The organism is Rugamonas sp. GW822-FHT03B10, assembly GCF_058801745.1.
The window spans coordinates 641,935-660,806 of record NZ_JBXANP010000001.1; the positions used below are offsets into that span (position 1 = coordinate 641,935).

At 65.2% G+C, this 18,872-nt stretch carries 11 protein-coding genes and 1 tRNA gene; 4 read left to right on the top strand and 8 right to left on the bottom strand.

The window, feature by feature from the left end; genetic code table 11:
- Positions 1 to 545 precede the first annotated feature (545 nt).
- The 4 genes from AC1RQG_RS02935 to AC1RQG_RS02950 form a co-directional block, all read right to left on the bottom strand.
- Positions 546 to 2,984 (bottom strand): SIR2 family protein, encoded by a 2,439-nt coding sequence (locus AC1RQG_RS02935; protein ID WP_493128110.1) that lies wholly within the window; start codon positions 2,982 to 2,984, stop codon positions 546 to 548.
- Positions 2,985 to 3,300: 316 nt separating this feature from the next.
- Positions 3,301 to 3,376, bottom strand: a tRNA-Phe gene (locus tag AC1RQG_RS02940).
- Between the two features lie 80 nt (positions 3,377 to 3,456).
- Positions 3,457 to 5,829, bottom strand: a complete 2,373-nt coding sequence (locus AC1RQG_RS02945) for a S9 family peptidase (protein WP_493128112.1) — start codon at positions 5,827 to 5,829, stop codon at positions 3,457 to 3,459.
- Positions 5,830 to 5,954: 125 nt separating this feature from the next.
- A complete protein-coding gene (locus AC1RQG_RS02950; protein ID WP_493128114.1) occupies positions 5,955 to 6,533 on the bottom strand; it encodes a hemerythrin domain-containing protein in 579 nt (192 codons plus the stop codon).
- 497 nt (positions 6,534 to 7,030) lie between these two features.
- Here AC1RQG_RS02950 and AC1RQG_RS02955 point away from each other — a divergent pair, with 497 nt between their 5' ends.
- The 4 genes from AC1RQG_RS02955 (at position 7,031) to AC1RQG_RS02970 (ending at position 13,981) form a co-directional block, all read left to right on the top strand.
- Entirely contained in the window at positions 7,031 to 7,288 is a 258-nt protein-coding gene (locus AC1RQG_RS02955; RefSeq protein WP_493128116.1) for a hypothetical protein, read from the top strand.
- 210 nt (positions 7,289 to 7,498) lie between these two features.
- Positions 7,499 to 9,556 (top strand): S9 family peptidase, encoded by a 2,058-nt coding sequence (locus AC1RQG_RS02960; protein WP_493128118.1) that lies wholly within the window; start codon positions 7,499 to 7,501, stop codon positions 9,554 to 9,556.
- A 510-nt stretch (positions 9,557 to 10,066) separates the two neighbouring features.
- Positions 10,067 to 10,816 carry an NF038120 family PEP-CTERM protein gene (locus AC1RQG_RS02965; protein ID WP_493128120.1) on the top strand — a complete coding sequence of 250 codons (750 nt, stop codon included), beginning with the start codon at positions 10,067 to 10,069 and terminating at the stop codon, positions 10,814 to 10,816.
- A 9-nt stretch (positions 10,817 to 10,825) separates the two neighbouring features.
- Positions 10,826 to 13,981, top strand: a complete 3,156-nt coding sequence (locus AC1RQG_RS02970) for a S8 family peptidase (RefSeq protein ID WP_493128123.1) — start codon at positions 10,826 to 10,828, stop codon at positions 13,979 to 13,981.
- A 221-nt stretch (positions 13,982 to 14,202) separates the two neighbouring features.
- On the opposite strand, the gene AC1RQG_RS02975 is transcribed toward AC1RQG_RS02970, so the two are convergent.
- From AC1RQG_RS02975 to AC1RQG_RS02990, 4 genes are all read right to left on the bottom strand, one after another.
- On the bottom strand, positions 14,203 to 14,694 hold the full coding sequence (locus tag AC1RQG_RS02975; protein ID WP_493128125.1) for a hypothetical protein: 492 nt from the start codon (positions 14,692 to 14,694) through the stop codon (positions 14,203 to 14,205).
- An 88-nt stretch (positions 14,695 to 14,782) separates the two neighbouring features.
- Positions 14,783 to 17,461 carry a bifunctional acetate--CoA ligase family protein/GNAT family N-acetyltransferase gene (locus AC1RQG_RS02980; RefSeq protein WP_493128127.1) on the bottom strand — a complete coding sequence of 893 codons (2,679 nt, stop codon included), beginning with the start codon at positions 17,459 to 17,461 and terminating at the stop codon, positions 14,783 to 14,785.
- Positions 17,462 to 17,515: 54 nt separating this feature from the next.
- A complete protein-coding gene (locus AC1RQG_RS02985) occupies positions 17,516 to 18,445 on the bottom strand; it encodes a histone deacetylase family protein (protein ID WP_493128128.1) in 930 nt (309 codons plus the stop codon).
- 161 nt (positions 18,446 to 18,606) lie between these two features.
- On the bottom strand, positions 18,607 to 18,861 hold the full coding sequence (locus tag AC1RQG_RS02990) for a DUF1059 domain-containing protein (RefSeq protein WP_493128129.1): 255 nt from the start codon (positions 18,859 to 18,861) through the stop codon (positions 18,607 to 18,609).
- Positions 18,862 to 18,872: the final 11 nt, after the last annotated feature.

The window sequence follows — 18,872 nt, forward strand, 5'->3', positions numbered from 1 at the left end:
CTGAGGTATGTTCTTGGTGGCCCGGGGCGGAATCGAACCACCGACACGAGGATTTTCAAAACAAGGCTCTACAGCAGGCGCAAACACGGAACTCGTCGCATTCGTTAAGTACTGAGTCTGACGACGTTCGCGGAATCATTTAAAGAAATCGTTGGCGTATCGGATTCTTCGGTCCCGTCCGGTAGATCTGCGATGCAGCGGTTTGGGGTAGCGCTGGTATCGTGTGATCGGAGCGGGTTTTTCGGACCTGCGAACCGGGCATAGACAGGCGAAGCTGGAGACGGCAAAATCGTTGCGCCGCGGAAGTCGTTCAGGAAACCGTGCAGAACAGATTTCCTGTCGCTGTCGTGTTAGTCGAGCGACAGGCGCCGGACAGTCCGCCTGAATTCTGGGCGATGTGCGGTCCGACCTCATCACCATTTTTCACAAGCGGTAATTGAGGCCCAAGAAGCCGCTTTGCAATTTCATCCGTCGCAGCAACTGATATTTCTTCCACCGGCCCGAATTCGGTTCCCCCACCCTCCAAGGTGCCTTATATGCGAAAATTATCGGTTGGCGTATTCCTCGATAAAGCGAATGTCGTGCTTTTGTTTCAGCAACGCGGCTCGGGTACGTGCGGCGGCACAGACTTTGTTCATATAGCCCTTCCCGTGCCTGTTTTTCCGAAGCAGGTCGTCAATATAGGTCGGGTTCAAGTGCCGGTCGCCAATTGCCTCAACGTATGCTGCAATGGCCCTTGAAAGGTCTTCATCGCTGCGGAAATCGGTAACGTCGCACAGTTTTCCGAGTAAGTTCGCCTTAGTGAGCTTCGCGTTGACCCAAGTTTTTTGCGCCTTTTCTACGATACTCTTTTCGCAGTAAGCTATTCCGATACGTATTTCATCTGGGTTGTTTGATAGGTAGTATGTGCCCTTGGCGCGCTGGAGCCAGTAGTCGGGTTCTTGGGCACAGATAGGGGCGAGTTTTTCGTAGACCGCTGTGATAACACGTGCTCCCCAATCCTTTTCGTTTAGTGCCTTCGTTCCATATACTGAATTGAGGTTGTCAAATAGTATTAATTGAAACGCTCCATCGTCTACAGTTCTTATCACGGAATACAGTTCGACAATAAATGCCGCAGTGTCGTCCAGTCCGAGCTTATTTGAAAGGGTTCTAAGTGCAAACTGGGTCCAGGCGTATGAATTGCATATTATTACATTGCTTGAATTTTCAGCCTGTCTACTGACCGAATCTGCGGACTCCCATTCAATGAATGGTGCCCACTTTCTTGCAAAGTCTTCGATATGCGTATCCGCCATGTACGGCAGTCCATATCGCTTTGTGAGTGTGCGATGGGCGAAGGAAAACATGCGTTGGCGGACTGCGAGATAGAACAATGTGGCGAACTCCAATTTTGATGGAGCACTAATCTGGCCGGCACTTCGTCCCTGAGTACAGATCGCAGCAATTCGTTCATCCAGCTTGGTCCGGGACTTCAACACGCTATTGACGACGGGAGATGATCCGAGGAAAAAGATATTATCCAGAATGCTGTCAGGTGCGTTCCATCGCTGAAACCCTAATGGGTCCAATAGTTTATTAATATCTGTTATTTCGGTGAAATTAAAGCGAGCATCAATTTCGATGGCCTCGTCAATATAGTTGCTGCCAAGCGCATTTAACTCGGCCCTAGACAGCGCCAACAGCACAGTTGCGTTATTTTCTCGTAGCTTGTCTGCTTTGCGGGCTAGAACTCTAAGTTGATCGTGATGGAGCGCGCCCGAGTCGATCGCGATGATCGCATCTTGGGTTTCGAAAATGTCGTTGAATGTCTTGTCGTTCATGGACGACTGCGACGGAATTAGGAAGCGTTGACGGGTGCGCGCCTCCGCAAGCACCCTATATAGGAGAGTCGTCTTTCCTGAGAACCGGCGGCCGCATAGGACGACGAGTGGCCGATCTAAACACTTGTGGATTGAAGATTCGACTGTCCTAGCAATAGAGACTGCGTACGGGGAGTCACCATGTTTCCAGCCACTCTGCAGAAGGTAGGCTGCAAATTTGTCGTTTGTAAATGGGATTGCGCTATCTGGAAAAACGAATCTGTCAATTGCCGGGCGGCGGACTTGCTCGGAGGTAGCGGCAGACGCCGCTAAATTGTAGAACATGGAATAGTCGCCGACAATAACATCGGTGATCCCGTAGGATTTGAGTTTTTTCTTCTCCGCGTAACCCGTTGGATTGTTTGATGTGACAAAAATTCGCGCATTCCCCGGAACTCGGTCTTCCGGACGAACGTTAGCAAGCGCGAAAGATATGTCCAGTTCGTCGCTCAAGCTACAGCCGATGAACAGGATGTTTTTTTCCGAAAAGTCATTTGTTAAATTGCTGATTAGATACTGATTTTTATCAAGGCTTTTGATGTAATCTGCTTTTCCGAAAATAACCTGTAGTTCATTCCGATTGGCTGCAGTCAAAACATCTTCGGCATCACCATGCAGCTTGTACACATACCGTCGGTCTGAATACCGTGAGAATGGCTTGTATGGTAAAACTTTAACTCCATCAATCAGGCGTTCGATCCCATCATCTATGTTCAATGTATATACGTAGGGCCAGTCAATTTCCAGAAATTTCTTTTTCGAAGCATCATCAATTTCTACTTTTGTAAAAAAAGCGTTGACGCTTTCCTTAATGACGCTTAGAGAAACAATATTTTCTCGAAAGTAGATGTCTGAAAGTTCTTGGAATCCAAATCCTACCAACTCTTCCGGGGATGGCTTTTCTATAACGGCCGACGCCTCGATCTGTTGGCGCATTATCTTCATCCATTCGGCTCCCCTAGGTACCTTTTCGGTACGAGCCTTTTCGCCTCCGGTAAAACCTGCACCAATGAATGGTACGCATGTATCCTGGCGTAAAATTGAACGAAGATAATTCTGGGTTTCGACGGATTCTAAATGACGAACGACGAATCCCCATTCGTTACTACTTTGATTTGTCATATCGAAGCTATCCACTAAGTCGTTTAAGGGTATTGGGCGGTTGCTACAAAAACTTGTATCTCGGAAAGGGAATTATGCACCCTAGTAGGCATGAAGACAACATGTAGTCACATTCGACAGATTTCACAATTTGTTTGGCCTTAGTTGGGGGGGCAAAATTTGGCGGCCCTGCACGTAGCATGACCGGCTAAGACAAAGGTGAGAAGATATTGTGCAGAGAGGGGGGGGGACCAGAGATAGACCGGCGCCGAGGACTACGAATACCAGAAACAACAACGCCCACTTACATGAGTGGGCGTTTCATCAAGGATGTTCTTGGTGGCCCGGGGCGGAATCGAACCACCGACACAAGGATTTTCAGTCCTCTGCTCTACCAACTGAGCTACCAGGCCAAGGGCCGCAATTATAGCAGGCCGGTGTGGGGCGCCGTCAAGGGTGAATTTTCAACGCCGCCACACCGATGCCGCGACGCTTATTTCAGCGTGCGCTCGAACAGCTGGTAGATGCGCCGGTATTCGTCGTACCAGCTTTCCGGCTGCACGAAGCCGTGCCGCTCCATCGGATAGCTGGCCAGTTCCCAGTTGTCCTTTTTGAGCTCGATCAGGCGCTGGGCCATGCGCACCGAATCCTGGTAGAACACGTTGTCGTCCACCATGCCGTGGGCGATCAGCAGGTGGCCGCGCAGCTGGTCGGCGTATTCGATCGGCGACGAGATCTTGTACGCCTGCGGGTCCAGTTCCGGGGTGTTGAGGATGTTGGACGTGTAGTCATGCTCGTAGCTGGTCCAGTCCGTCACGGGACGCAGCGCGGCGCCGGCCTTGAACACGTCGGGCGCGCGCAGCAGGGCCATGAAGGTCATGAAGCCGCCGTAGCTGCCGCCGTAGATGCCGACCTTGCCGGCGTCGCCTTGGTGGCGGGCCACCAGCCATTGCACGCCGTCCAGGTAGTCCTCCAGTTCCGGGTGGCCCATCTGGCGGTAGATGGCCGTGCGCCAGGCACGGCCGTAGCCTTCCGAGGCGCGATAGTCCATGTCCAGCACGATGTAACCTTTTTCCACCAGCAGGTTGTGGAACATCTGCTCGCGGAAGTAGTTCGGGTAGCGCTGGCTGACGTTCTGCAGGTAGCCGGCGCCATGCACGAACATGACGATCGGGTAGCGCTTGCCCGCTTCCAGCTGGGCCGGGCGGTACAGCTTGGCCCAGATCGGCGCGGCGCCATGGGTGGACGGCACGGCCACCAGTTGCGGCGCGATCCAGTGGCGGGCCTTGAACTCGGGCGTGCGCGTGTCCGTCAGCACGGTGGGGGCGCCGCCCGTGGCCGGCACGGTGGCCAGTTGCGGCGGCAGGTAGCTGGCCGAGTAGCGCAGCAGCACCTTGCGGCCGTCCGGCGACAGCGCGAAATTCTCCACCCCGCCCAGCGCCGTCAGTTCGCGCAGCGCGCCATCCTTGACGGACGTGGCGCACACTTCATAGGTGCCCGGCAGCTTGGGGTTGCAGACGAAATAGACCTGGCTGCCGTCGGCCGTCCATTCGGGCTGGCTCGCTTCCCATGCGCCGGCGGTGAGGGCGCGCGGCCGACCGCCGGGGGCCAGCGTGTACAGGTGCGAATAGCCGCTTTCCTCGGACTGGTACCACAGCGTGCTGTTGTCGGGCAGCCAGCCGAAGTGGTTGCCACGGTAGTTGATCCAGGCCGGGTCCGTCAGCCGGTGCACGCTGGCCAGCGCGGCGCGGGCCAGGTCGACGGTGGCGATCCAGCGGTCCTTGTTGTCGATGGCGCGCACCATCACGGCGGCGCGGCTGCCGTCGGCGCTCCATTGCAGCACGCCATCGTCGGGGTCCACGCGCACCGGACGGTTGCCCTTCAGCGCCGGCAGCTTCTGCGCCGCGCGCAGCTCGGCCAGCGGGTCGGTGGCGATGCCGGGCAGGCTGTCGTACGGTAAATCGCGCACGCTGCGCGTGGCCAGGTCGACCAGCTTGAGCGTCTGCGGCACGGGGCCGTCGTGGGCCACGCGCTGGCGCTGGTCGACCGCTTCCTCGAAGCCCGATTCGGTGACGAAGCGGGCCATCTTGTCGCGTGGCGCCTTGGCGGCGTCGCGCGGGGTCGTCACCACCAGCAGGTAGCGGCCGTCGGGCGACAGCGCGCTGCCGCTGATGTCGACCTGGTCGCCCAGGTAGACGGGCAGCGGGGCGCGGGTGGCGTCGGCGCGGCGCCGGGCCTGGTCCTGTTCGCGTTGCTGCTCGCGCTCCTGCTTCTGGCGCGCCAGCGTGCTGAGCAGGCGCAACTGCAGGTCGCGCAGGGCGTCCGGCGCCGGCTTGGCGTCCGGATCCTTGACGGTGCGCAGCTGGGCCACGGGCGCCACCAGCCGTTCGGCGCGGCTCCAGCTGTACCAGTCCTGGCCGAGGCGGAATTGCACGTGGGCGCCGTCGGCCGCGTACTGGGGCGCGGCGGCCGGCGTGCCGCCGCGCACGATCTGGGTCAGCGCGCCGGTCCTCAGGTCGCGCTCGAACAGGTCGCCGTTGCGCAGCTCGATGGCGCGCGTGTGGTCGCGGTTGTACACCATGGCCGGGCTGTCGATGGCGGCCAGGTGCTGGTCGTCGACGACGGTGGGCGCGCCCGTGCCCGTCTGCCAGATGTCGCGCAGCGGCGAGCCGCCGCGCTTTTGTTTGAAGTACAGGCGGCGGCTGTCCCAGCCCCACCAGGCCGCTTCGACGGGCGTGCCTATCCAGTCGGGATTGGCCATGGCCTGGTCGAGCGTGATCGGGGTGGGGGCGGCGGCAGGGGCAGGGGTGGCCGCTGACGCGGCGCCGGCCGCCAGCAAGGCGGCGAGGGGCAAAGCAAAACGCATGGTGGGGTTCGCTATTCTGTTGGGTGGACGGGGGCATGGGATCGCCACGCGGTCACGATTCTAGCCCAACAGTGTCAGCGGGGAAACACCGGCGCGCGGCGCCCGTGTTTCCGCCGGGGGCCGTTTCAGCCGGCCGGCATCAGCTGTGCCTGGCCGCCCCGGTAGCCGGGACGGGCGGGCGCCGGCCGCCGGCGTGCGGCGTCGTCGTCCGACTGGTCCTGGGTCAGGAACATGCTGCCGATCTCGAACCATTCCTCGCTGCGGATCACGCGCTGGGCCAGCGGCAGCAGTTCGCGTTCCTCCTTGTCCAGCCGTTGCAGCAGGTTCTGGCAATACATGTCGATGGTGCGGCACAGGAAGGTGCTGTGCACGGCGCTGCGGCGCATGGCGCGGCGCAGACACTTGCGCACGGCCGCCAGCATGGCGTGGCCGAGCCGGCTCAGCGATTCGAGGTCGGCCAGCAGCGGTCCGGCGTCGCCGGTGGCGTTGCGCACGGCCGGCATCAGGCAGGCCTCGACCTTGCGCTGGTGGCGCGCTTCGGCGAAGCGGGCCAGTTCATCGAGCTGGGATTGCAGGTAGACGGGGTCGACCTCCTGCGGTTTGCGGGCCATGGTGCGGACTTGGTGCAACAGGCGTGAAATGAAGTGGCGTTCCTTCTTCTGTTCGATTGACAGGGTCAACAGGACATAGGTGGCAGTGAGCATAGCGTTTCCCGGAATACGTCTGACGTCGGCTGCGAGGCATACGTTGATGGGGCCGGGCCAGGTGGAAAAACATCACCTTAGCGCTGTCGGGCACGCCATCAACGACTCTTTACAATTGTTCACAACTATCCGTGTGGCACAACCTGGGTAAAAAAACCTGCGAACTTTTTGGCCATCCTGGCGCTTGCATTGCCGGCATGTAAAACGTATTGCGGGGGCGCCAAGCCGGCGGAGGCGCCTTGCAATGTCGGGACATGAGCGAACAATTATGCGCCTGATTTATGTGGCGAAAAACAAGTTTTCACGGCGATGCGCGAAAAAAAATCGCGCTTGCCCGTGCGCGGAATATGGCGGCCCCGGCCGCTGTTGCGCCGGCGCCGCAGCCCGCCATCGGACAGTTTTTTCCGATCTGGACAAAAAAAGAAACAGAATAATCCAACAATGCTAAGATGATAATTCTCCGCGCCCCTTAACATTTTGAACGGAAGGTAATCGACATGCTCCAGACATCGTTGCGCCTCACCGCGTCGCTGGCCGCCGCCACGGCGCTGCTGACCGCCTGCGCCAGCGCACCGCCGGCCGACACCACCGTGGCTTCGGCCCAGCCGGCGGCGCCCGTCGCCAAATGCCACAATGCCGAGGCGACCACGGGCAGCTCCATCGTGCGCAAGGATTGTTCCGCCACCAACAAGGTGAGCGAAGTCGATCCCCACGATCTGATGGACAGCAAGCGCGTGGCCCTGCCCAATCGCTGAACCGCCAGGCGCCTTCGCGCGCCGGCCGGCCCGGCCAGCGCGCCGTCGCCGGCCACGCCTGGCTTGCCAGCAATCTCTGCGACGGCCCCGACGGTGTGCGGTTTCCACCGGGCAGGTAATGAACTTGGTATCATGTCCGGCTCGCCGGCGACCCGCCGGCTTACCCAAAGGCCGGCGACCCGCCGGCCCACTTACGTCGGAGATCAACCCATGACATTACGTCTGTTGCTGCTGGGAACCGCCGTGGCGGCCTCCAGCGCGCTGGCCGCGCCGCGCGGCTTCACGGTGGAAGATATGGTCAACATGGAGCGCGTGGGCGCCCCGGTGCTGGCGCCGGACGCCAGCCGCGTCGTCTACACGGTGCGCACGACCAACCTGGACAAGAACCGTGGCAACACCCAGCTGTGGATGCTGGACCTGCGCGCCGCCAAGCCCGCGCCCCAGCGCCTGACCCAGAGCGAGGCCAGCAGCACCGACCCCGAATGGTCGCCCAAGGGCGACGCCATCTATTTCCTGTCGTCGCGTTCCGGTTCCCAGCAAGTGTGGCGCCTGCCGCTCACCGGCGGCGAGGCCGTGCGCGTGACGGACTTCCCGGTCGACGTCGACAACTTCCGCCTGTCGCCGCAGGGCGACCGGCTGGCCTTCAGCCTGGCCGTGTTCCGCGACTGCGCCGACCTGGCCTGCACCAAGGCCCGGCTGGACGCGCAGGCCAAGAACAAGGCCAGCGGCCGCGTGTATGACCGCCTGTTCGTGCGCCACTGGGACACCTGGGGCGACGGCCGCAACGCCGTGCTGTACTCGGCCCCCATCGACGCCAGCGGCAAGGTCAGCGCCGCGCCCGTCAGCCTGAGCGGCACGCTCGACGGCGACGTGCCGTCCAAGCCGTTCGGCGACCATGACGACTACCACTTCAGCCCGGACGGCCGCAGCGTCGTGTTCGCGGCCCGCATCGCCGGCAAGACGGAAGCGTGGTCGACCAATTTCGACGTCTACCAGGTGCCGGCCGCCGGCGGCGCGCCGCGCAACCTGTCGGCCGACAACCCGGCCTGGGACAGCAAGCCGATCTACGCGCCCGACGGCCGCACGCTGGCCTGGCTGGCCATGGACCGGCCCGGCTTCGAGGCCGACCGCTTCCACCTGGTGCTGATGGACGTGGCCACGGGCAAGAAGCGCACCGTGGCCGACGACTGGGACCGCTCGATCGCCGACTACACCTGGAGCCCGGACGGCAAGCAATTGCTGGCCACGGCCGACGACGTGGGCCAGCACCGCCTGTTCGCGATCGACGCGGCCAGCGGCAAGGTCGCTGCGCTGACCGGCGACGGCGCCGTGCACGGCTTCGACGTGCGCCACGACACCATCGTCATGGCGCGCGCCGACCTGGCATCGGGCGCCCAGTTGTACCAGCAGAAGCTGGGCGCGGCGCCCGGCAAGGCCGCGCAACTGACCTGGAACAATGCGCAGGCGCTGGCCGACGTCAAGATGGGCGAGTACGAGCAGTTCTCGTTCCCGGGCGCCAATGGCGACACCGTGTACGGCTATGTGACCAAGCCCTGGAACGCCGTGCCGGGCAAGAAATATCCGGTCGCCTTCCTCGTCCATGGCGGCCCGCAGGGCAGCTTCGGCAACGCCTGGGGCTACCGCTGGAACCCGCAGGTGTACGCGGGCGCCGGCTACGCCACCGTGTTCATCGACTTCCACGGCTCGACCGGCTATGGCCAGAAATTCACCGACGCCATCAGCGGCGACTGGGGCGGCAAGCCGCTGCAGGACCTCAAGCTGGGCCTGGCGGCGGCGGCCCGGCGCTTCCCGTGGCTGGACACCGAGCGCAGCTGCGCGCTCGGCGCCTCCTACGGCGGCTACATGATGAACTGGATCCAGGGCAACTGGTCGGACGGCTTCCGCTGCATCGTCAACCACGACGGCGTGTTCGACACGCGCGGCATGGCCTATTCGACCGAGGAGATCTGGTTCACGGAATGGGAAAACGGCGGCAGTTACTTCAACGTGCCGCAGAACCACGAGAAGTTCAATCCGGTCAACCTGGTGAAGAACTGGAAGACGCCGATGCTGGTGGTGCAGGGCGACCAGGACTTCCGCATCCCCACCGCCCAGGGCCTGGGCACGTTCACGGCCCTGCAGCGGCGCGGCATCCCCAGCAAGCTGCTGATGTTCCCGGATGAGAACCATTGGGTGCTCAAGCCGGCCAACTCGCTGTTGTGGCACCACACCGTGCTGGACTGGCTCGACACCTACCTGAAGCACTGAGCGCGCCATCGCCCATCGCAGGGCGTTAAATATTGCCACACGGGAAAAAGTAGCAATATTTTAATTGGCCGTCCCGCAGCGCCGCCCCGGCCGGCCCCTGGACCAGGGGCCGGCCGGGGCGGCCACTTCCAGCATGATGGCGGCATGTAGGACGGACGTTCGACGCGGTAGCCGCACCGTTGCGCGACGTTCCGTGTGCCGCCGCCATTTCCCCGCGTTCCGCGCACGAAGTTTGTTTTTACTCAAATTTGCGGAATAACAACAAATAAACAGGCAGCGGGCGTGGCGTGATGCCACCGGATGAAGCTGGTTTCATCGGTGATGCCATTTTTTCTTCTGTTTTTAAAAATAAAATCAAACAATCAACGTTAAGATAATTGCACTTTAAGTTGTTCCTCTTGCTATATTTCTTGATGCTGGCATCGCGACCCGATGCCGCGAAGCAGGGCGCCCCGACCTTGCGGGTCCGACGCAGACCATGTCCGCTCCTTAACCAAGAAGGCAAGAGAAATGAAATCTACCCCCCTCCTGAAACATCTGGCTGGCGCCGTCGTCAGCGCCGTGGCCCTGCTGGGCGCCATGCCGGCCATGGCCGACACCATCACGTTCGATGCCCATGGCCCCGACGTGTTCGCCGGCGGCGACACGTTCGACGAAGCCGGTTACACCATGCAGGTGCTCGACACCGCGGCCGGCAGCGGCGGCGGCTTCGCCGGCGCCATCGGCGACCAGTCGAGCTGCAATGTGGCCGCTTGCCCGGTCGGCAACAGCAGCATGTTCTATCTGGGCATGAACGACGGCGGCCTGAATATCCACCGCACCGACGCGGCGGCCTTCTCGTTCCACGGCCTCGACTACGCGTTCGCGGCGCCGGTGGGCGGCCTGCCCAACTTCAACTACGGCAAGCTGGTGCTGACGGGCACGCTGACGAGCGGCGACACGGTCAGCCGCGCCTTCGATTTCCCGCTGCAGGACGCGGGGGGCAGCTATCTGTTCGGCGCCCTGCCGCTGGACGCGGCCTTCGCCCAGGCCAGCCTGAGCGCGCTGACCATCAACGCCTGCCTGTTCGACGCTGGCGGCAGCTGCTTCAACCCGGCCGCTAACCAGGCCCAGTTCGCCATCGACAACGTCGACGTCAACGTGAGCGCCGTGCCGGAGCCGGCCAGCTACGCCATGCTGATGCTGGGCCTGGGCGCCGTGGCCTTCGCCGCCCGCCGCCGCGCCGGCGCCGCCGCCCCCACCCTGCCAGCCCAAGCCTGAGGAGCCGCCATGAAACTGCATCCCATCTCCTCCGCCGTCCTGGTGCTGCTGTCGGCCATGGCCGGCGCCGCCATGGCCGATGACGTCCGCCATTCCTACATCGTGCAGCTGGTCGACAAGCCGGCCGCCACCTACACCGGCCAGATCACGGGCCTGCCCGCCACCATGCCGGCCCCCGGCCAGCGCCTGAACGTGGACGCGGCCGACGTGCAGAACTACCTGAGCTACCTCGACACCAAGCAGGAAAGCGTTCTGAACACCGTCAGCGCCGCCGAGATCACCCACAAGTACAACGTCGTGTTCAACGGCTTCGCCGCCATGCTGACCGACGACGAGGTGCGCGCGCTGAAGAAGAACCGCGGCGTGGCCAACATCACGGCCGACTCGATCCAGCAGCTCGACACCAGCTACACCCCGACCTTCCTCGGCCTGGACAAGGCCGGCGGCCTGTGGGACCAGCTGGGCGGCAAGGGCGCGGCCGGCGAGAACATGATCCTGGGCATCGTCGACGGCGGCATCTGGCCCGAGAACCCCAGCTACGCCGACCGCGTGGACGAGAACGGCAACCCCAGCCACACCGGCGCCACCCGCGTGTACGACGCGCCGCCGGCCAGCTGGAAGGGCGAATGCCAGACCGGCGAAGGCTTCGGCGTGCAGAACTGCAACAACAAGCTGATCGGCGCGCGCTACTTCAAGTCGCCCGACCAGACCCTGCACTGGACGGAATTCCTGTCGGCCCGCGATTCCGTGGCCGGCACCGAGGGCCACGGCGGCCACGGCAGCCACACCTCGAGCACGGCCGGCGGCAACGCCAACGTCAGCGCCAGCGTCGGCGGCGTGCCGATGGGCAAGGTGTCGGGCATGGCCCCGCGCGCCCGCATCGCCGCCTACAAGGTCTGCTGGACCGACGGCGTGACGGGCAAGAACGGCTGCGCCACCTCCAACAGCGTGGCCGCCATCGACCAGGCCGTCAAGGATGGCGTGAACGTGATCAACTTCTCGATCGGCCCCAACGCCGGCGGCGGCGCCTTCAACGAAGCCACCGAGGTGGCGTTCCTGGGCGCGGCGGCGGCCGGCGTGTTCGTGTCGGCCGCGGCCGGCAACTCCGGCCCCACGTCCAGCCCGCCGGCGCCGGTGTCGCACATCAGCCCGTGGCTGACCACGGTCGGCAACTCGACCCATAACCGCACCTATATCGCCTCGGCCACGCTGGGCAGCGGCGTCAAGGTCGATGGCGCCTCGAGCAACGCCATGACCCCGAGCGCGCCGCTGATCCTGGCCAAGGACGCCGGCCTGGCCGGGGTCGATCCGGCCGACGCCAACCTGCTGCGCTGCTTCGGCGCCACCGACGGCGTGGCGCCGTTGCTGGACCCGGCCAAGGTGACGGGCAAGGTGGTGGTGTGCGACCGTGGCGCCAACGTGCTGGTCAACAAGAGCGCCAACGCCAAGACGGCTGGCGCCGTGGGCGTGATCATCGCCAACGTGGCCGGCGGCGCGACCACCGTGCTGAACCAGCCGCACACGCTGTCGACCATCCACATCACCGAGGAGAACGGCGCCATCGTCAAGAACTACGTGGCCGCCAGCGGCGCCGCCGCCACCGCCGCGCTGGGCGACCTGCGCGCGTTCTTCGACCCCAACGTGCCGGCCCCGGTGATGAACGGCTCGTCCTCGCGCGGCCCGAACGTGGCCAACGCCAACATCCTGAAACCGGACCTGACCGCGCCCGGCACCGACATCCTGGCCGCCGTGACGGCCGACCTGACCCAGGCCCAGCGCGACGCCGTCGCCGGCGGCGGCGTGGCGCCCGTGACCGACTGGGCGTTCTACACCGGCACCTCGATGGCCACCCCGCACGTGGCCGGCATCGCGGCCCTGCTCAAGCAGCGCCATCCGGACTGGACCCCGGCCGCCATCAAGTCGGCCCTGATGACGACCGCCTACGACACCAAGCCCGACGGCCTGAATGGCTCGATGGCATGGGACGCCACCGCCAAGACCACGGGCACGCTGCCATGGGGCCAGGGCGCCGGCCACATCGCGCCGTCCACGGCGGCCGATCCCGGCCTCGTGTACGACGCCACCGAGATCGACTACGCGCGCTTCCTGTGCGGGCTGAACGCCGGTGTGTACTCGGCCGCCACCTGCCAGGCCGTGGGCAGCATCCAGCCGTACAACCTGAACCTGGCGTCGCTGACGGCCGCCAACGTGCTGGGCTCGCTGACCATGACCCGCACCGTCACCAACGTCGGCAACACGGCCGCCACCTACACGGCCGTGGCCAGCCTGCCCGGCTACACGGTGGACGTGCAGCCGGCCGCGCTGACGCTGGGCGCCGGCGCCAAGGCCAGCTTCACCGTCAAGCTGACCCGCACCAGCGCCCCGATCGACACCTGGACCTATGGTTCGCTGGTGTGGTCGGACGGCACCCACACCGTGCGCAGCCCGCTGACGGCGCGTGGCAGCGCGCTGGCCGCGCCGAGCCGCGTGAGCAGCGAGGCGGCCACCGGCAGCAAGATCCTGACCATCGGCACCGGCTTCGCCGGCACCCTGGGCAGCGTCAAGGGCGGCCTGATCCCGGCCACGGTCGATGCCCGCGTGGTGGGCCAGGCCGACGTGTCGGCCAACACGGCGGCCCAGTGCGCGGCCGGCGGCGCGCCCGGCGTCAACGTCCACACGGTGGTGGTGCCGAGCGGCGCCCTGGTGGCGCGCTTCTCGCTGTTCGACGCCGACACCAGCGGCAATGGCGAGTCGGACCTGGACCTGGTGGTGGTCAAGGGCAGCACCGTGGTGGGCAGCAGCGGCGGCAGCAGCGCCAACGAGCAGGTGCAGCTGATCAAGCCGGCGGCCGGCACCTACAACGTGTGCGTGGTCGGTTACGCGCCCGTCGGCGGCCAGGCCAACTACAGCCTGAACGCGTGGGTGATCACGCCGGCCACCACGGGCGGCAACTTCAAGGCCCTGATGCCGAGCGCGGCCACCGTGGGCGGCACCGCCTCCGTGGGCATGAGCTGGTCGGGCCTGGCGTCGGGCAAGCGCCACCTGGGCGCCGTGCAGTACCTGCTGAACGGTGCTTACCAGGGCACGACGGTGGTGGAAGTGAACACCAACGACCCGCTGCCGCAGTTCGACAACGCGCGTGACAAGTACGTGAACGCGAAGTAAGCAGTAACAAGGCCCGCCACGCGGCGGGCCGCAACGGCGAAGGCCGGGCCCGCGCAAGCGGCCCGGCCTTTGCTTTTTGACGGGTGGGAAACTCGAAATACGTCGTTCCCGCGCAGGCGGGAACCCATACGCCGCGTCCTCAGAGGCTCAGCATGGGTTCCCGCCTGCGCGGGAACGACGAGCTGGGGGTCTTTCGAGGTGCCAGGGTGTCTCCGGTGACGTTATTGCTGCAGCGGTGGGCCGTCGATGGTGAGCGGACGCAGCACGCAGTGGCCGGCCTGGCAGGTGGCGCCGGGGTCGCTGACGTAGGAGCAGGTGGACATCATGCGGTCGCGCTTGTCCTCGGCGCGGCGCGCGGCCGCGTGGCGGGCGGCAAGCTCCCGCAAGCGGCTGCCGTCGTGGTGGCGGTCGGACCAGGCGCGGTAGGCTTCCGGGCCGCCGCAGGCCTTGCTGCCGATGGCGATGGTGTGGCACTGGCGCTCGCTGTCGCAGCCGTTGTCGGCCAGTTCGGCCTGGATCTGGCGCATCAGCGCGGCGCTGTCGGCCGGCGTGGTGGACACGGCAGCGGTGGGCGTTGCCGCAGCTCCTGCCGTTGCCGCAGCAGCGGTAGCGGCGGAGGTGGCCGGCGGCGGGCTGCCGCAGGCGGCGCCGCCCAGCGTCAGTGCGACGGCGCAGGCCAGGCGGGAGAGCAGGAGTCGGGTCGAGGTGTGCATGCCCCATCATCGCCCAGCGCGCGCGCCGACGCAAGCGCGGCGCGCGGCGAGCTGCTTGCAAGCCTCTTGCAAGCCTCTTGCGAGCTTCCTACAAGCCTTTGCTGCACAGGCGGAAGTCGGGGTCGTCCTCGTAGGGCTGGATCTGGAAGCCAAGGCTGGCCATCAGCTTGAGCATGCCGCTGTTCTTGCTCAGCACCAGGCCGTTGATCTCGGTCAGGCCCTTGTCGCGCGCCACGTCCATGATGGCGTGCATCAGCCGCGTGCCGAGGCCCTGGCCGCTGAAGCGGTCGTCCACCACCAGCGAGAACTCGCAGCTGCTGCGGTCCGGGTTGGCGATGTAGCGCGACACGCCGATGATGCGGTCGTGGACGATGAATTCGCCATCCTCGCCCGGCGTGCGCACCGACTGCACGGCCACCAGCGCCATTTCGCGGTCGTAGTCGATCAGCGTGTAGCGCGCCAGCATGGGCACCGACAATTCGCGCAGCGACGAGGCGAAACGGTAGTAGCGCGACTTCTCCGACAGGCCGCGCGTGAACTCCTGCAGCATCGAGGCGTCGTCCGGCTGCACCGGGCGCAGCGTGTACTGGCCGCCGCCGCGCATCGGCCACTCCTGCGTGTAATTGGCCGGATAGGGCAGGATGGCCAGGTGGTCGTAGCGGTGCACGGACGGCGGCGCGGCGTCGATCACGATGCGCGCGTCCACCGCCAAGGCGCCGTGCTCGTCCACGATCAGCGGGTTGATGTCCATCTGGCGCAGCTGCGGCAGCTCGCACACCATCTCCGACACCCGCAGCAGCATCTGTTCGATCGCCTCGCGGTCGGCGGCCGGCGCGCCGCGCCGCTCGTCGAGCGTGTGGGCCGAGCGCACGCGCCCGATCAGGCGCTGGGCCAGGAACTGGTTCAGCGGCGGCAGCTCGATGGCGCGGTCGTTGATCAGCTCTATCATGGTGCCGCCCGCGCCGAAGCTGATGGCCGGGCCGAACAGCGGGTCGGTGACGACGCCGATGTACATCTCGCGGCCATTGCGCTTGCCGGCCATCTTCTGGATCGTCACGCCGTTGATGCGCGCCTCCGGGGCCAGGCGCTGCACGGTGGCCATCATGTCGCCGAAGGTGTCGCGCACGGCGGCCGCGTTGACCACGTTCAGGGCCACGCCCTGCACGTCGGACTTGTGGCTGATGTCGGGCGAGTCGATCTTGAGCGCCACCGGGTAGCCCTGCTGGCTGGCGATCAGCATGGCCTCGTTGGCGCTGCGCGCCAGGATGGTCTGGGTGATGGGGATGTGGAAGGCGGCCAGCAGCGCCTTCGATTCCATCTCCGTCAACACCTTGCGGCGCTCGGCCAGCACGCTTTCGATCAGGAGGCGGGCGCCGTCCAGGTCCGGCTCGGCCAGTTGCGACAGCGGCGGCGGGGTCTGGTGCAGCAGTTGCTGGTTCTGGTAGAACGAGGCGATGTTGGAGAAGCCGTCCACCGCCGCCTCCGGCGTGCGGAACGTGGCCACGCCGGCCTGGTTGATGATCTCGCGCGCCTGGCCCACCATCTCGTCGCCCATCCAGCAGGTCAGCAGCGGCTTGCCGACGGCCGCCTTCAGCTCGCCCACGGCCTGCGCCACGGCGTTGTGGTCGCCCGCCAGTTTGGGCGAATAGATGGCCAGGATGCCGTCCACCTGGCTGTCCTGGCCGCAGGCCATGATGGCGGCCCGGTAGTGCTCGGGCCCCGCCTCCTCCGACAGGTCGAGCAGGTGGCCCAGCGTGGCATGGGGCGGCAGCAGCGGCGCCAGCGCCTGCGCGTGCGGCGGCGACAGCGGCGTCAGTTGCAGGCCCAGCTCCGCCACCCAGTCGGCCGCCAGCACGCCGGGGCCGCCGCCGTTGGTGACGATGGCCAGCCGCGGCCCCACCGGCCGGTAGCGCGAGGCCAGGCACTTGGCGGCCGCGAACAGCTGCACGAACGATTTGACGCGCACCGCGCCCGTGCGGCGCAGGGCCGCGTCGAACACGTCGTCGCTGGCCAGGATGTTGCCCGAGTGGGTCAGCGCCGCCTGCGAGGCGCCGGCCGCGTTGCCGGCCTTGAGCACCACCACCGGCTTGGTGTTGGCCGTGCCGCGCAGGGCCGACAGGAAGCGGCGCGCGTTGGTCACGCCCTCCATGTAGATGACGATGCTCTCGGTGGCCTGGTCGGTGGCCAGGAAGTCCAGCGTCTGGGCCAGGTCGACCGAGGTGTTGGGACCCAGCGAGACGACGGTGGAGAAGCCGACCGCGTTCTTGTCGGCCCAGTCGAGGATGGCCGAGGTGAGGGCGCCCGACTGCGACACCAGGGCCAGGCTGCCCGGCCGCGCCAGCTGGCCGGCCACGCCCGCGTTCAGGTGCAGGCGCGGACGCTGGTAGCCGAGGCAGTTCGGCCCCAGCAGGTGCAGGCTGTGCTTGCGCGCGATCGCGTGCAGCTCCTTGGCCAGTTGCGGCTCCACGCCCGACGAGATCACCAGCGCCGCCTTGCACTGGATGCGACCGGCCACCTCCAGCGCGAACGCCAGTTCCTCGTGGGGCAGGGCGATCAGGGCCAGTTCGGCGCGCGAGTGGGCCAGGTCGGCCAGGGTGCCGCTCATGTTCACGTCGAGGTAGGTGACGGGGCCGGTGAAGCCGCCCTCGCGGATCTGGGCGCAGATGCTGCGCCCGTAGCTGGTCTGGGTCTCAGGCTGGTCGACCTTGCCGGCGAAGACGACGATGGCCTGGGGGGAAAACAGGGGGTTCAGGTAATGGGTATCCATGTTGTTCTTGTTCGGGATGCGTTGGATGGGAATGGACCATAGGGTACACGGGAATCAGTCGTCCAGGCCGAGCAGCACCTTGACGTGGGCCGCCGCGCTGCGCGCCAGCGACGACAGATCATAGCCGCCCTCGAGGCAGGACACGATGCGCCCCTGCGCGTGGCGCCGGGCCACGCCGGCGATCTGGCGCGTCATCCAGGCGTAGTCGGCTTCGACCAGGCCCAGGTTGCCCATGTCGTCGTCGCGGTGGCCGTCGAAGCCGGCCGAGACGACGATCAGCTCGGGCGCGAAGCGCTCGAGCGCCGGCAGCCAGAATTCGGCCACGCTGGTGCGCAGCAGTTCGCCGCCGGAGCGGGCCGGCAGCGGCACGTTGACCATGTTGGGGCCGCGCGGCGTGTTGCCGCTGTACGGGTAGAGCTTGTCCTCGAAGATCGAGCACATCAGCACCCGCTCGTCGTGGTGCAGGATGTCCTCGCTGCCGTTGCCGTGATGCACGTCGAAATCGATCAGGGCCACGCGCTGCAGGCCGTGCACGTTGAGCGCGTGGCGGATCGCCACGGCCGCGTTGTTGAAGAAGCAGAAGCCGCCGGCGGCCGCGTACTCGGCGTGGTGGCCGGGCGGGCGGATGTTGCAGAACGCGTTGGGCGCCTTGCCCTCCAGCACCAGGTCGACGGCCAGCACGGCGGCCCCGGCCGCCCGCAGCGCGGCCTGGTAGCTGTGGGGATTCATGCTGGTGTCGGGATCGACCTGCACCGTGCCCTCCTTGGGCGCCATGTTGGCCAGGGTGCGGATGTAGAGCGTGGAATGGGCCTGCGCCAGCTGCTGCTCGGTGGCGCGCGGCGCGTCGTAGGTCTGCATGTAGTCGAGCAGACCCTTGATCAGCAGCATGTCCTTGATGGCGCCCAGCCGCGCCGGCGCTTCCGGGTGCTGGTCGCCCATGTCGTGTTTCAGGCAGTCGGGGTGCGAGATATAGGCTGGCAGCATCGTGGGGGCAGGGCAACGTTGCGGGCGCACGAAGGCGCCGGGCCGCCGTGATCGTTTAACTCATGGTACGAAACCCAGTGTACTGAGGTGTATCAAATGTTGCGTTGATCTAAATCAAACGGGCCGGCTTGGCGGGCGGCCACGCCGGCGCGGTGGCGAGGCTAGTGGCGGTGGCTGGAAGCGCCGGTGCCGGCGGCGCCGGCCTGGCCCGGCATGGTCAGGTATTCGGGCGGCGTGCCGTCCTTGAACAGTTGGCGCAATTGCTGGCGCAGTTGCGGCGTGTCCTCGTGGTGGTGCGCGCTGACGGCGTGCTGGACGGCGATTTCCATCAGTTCATTTTCGCTGTCGGCGGCGATGGCGACGGTGCAGTTGATGTCGCTGGGAAATTCCCGGCAATCGATGTATTTGCGTGTCATGATCTGCTCCT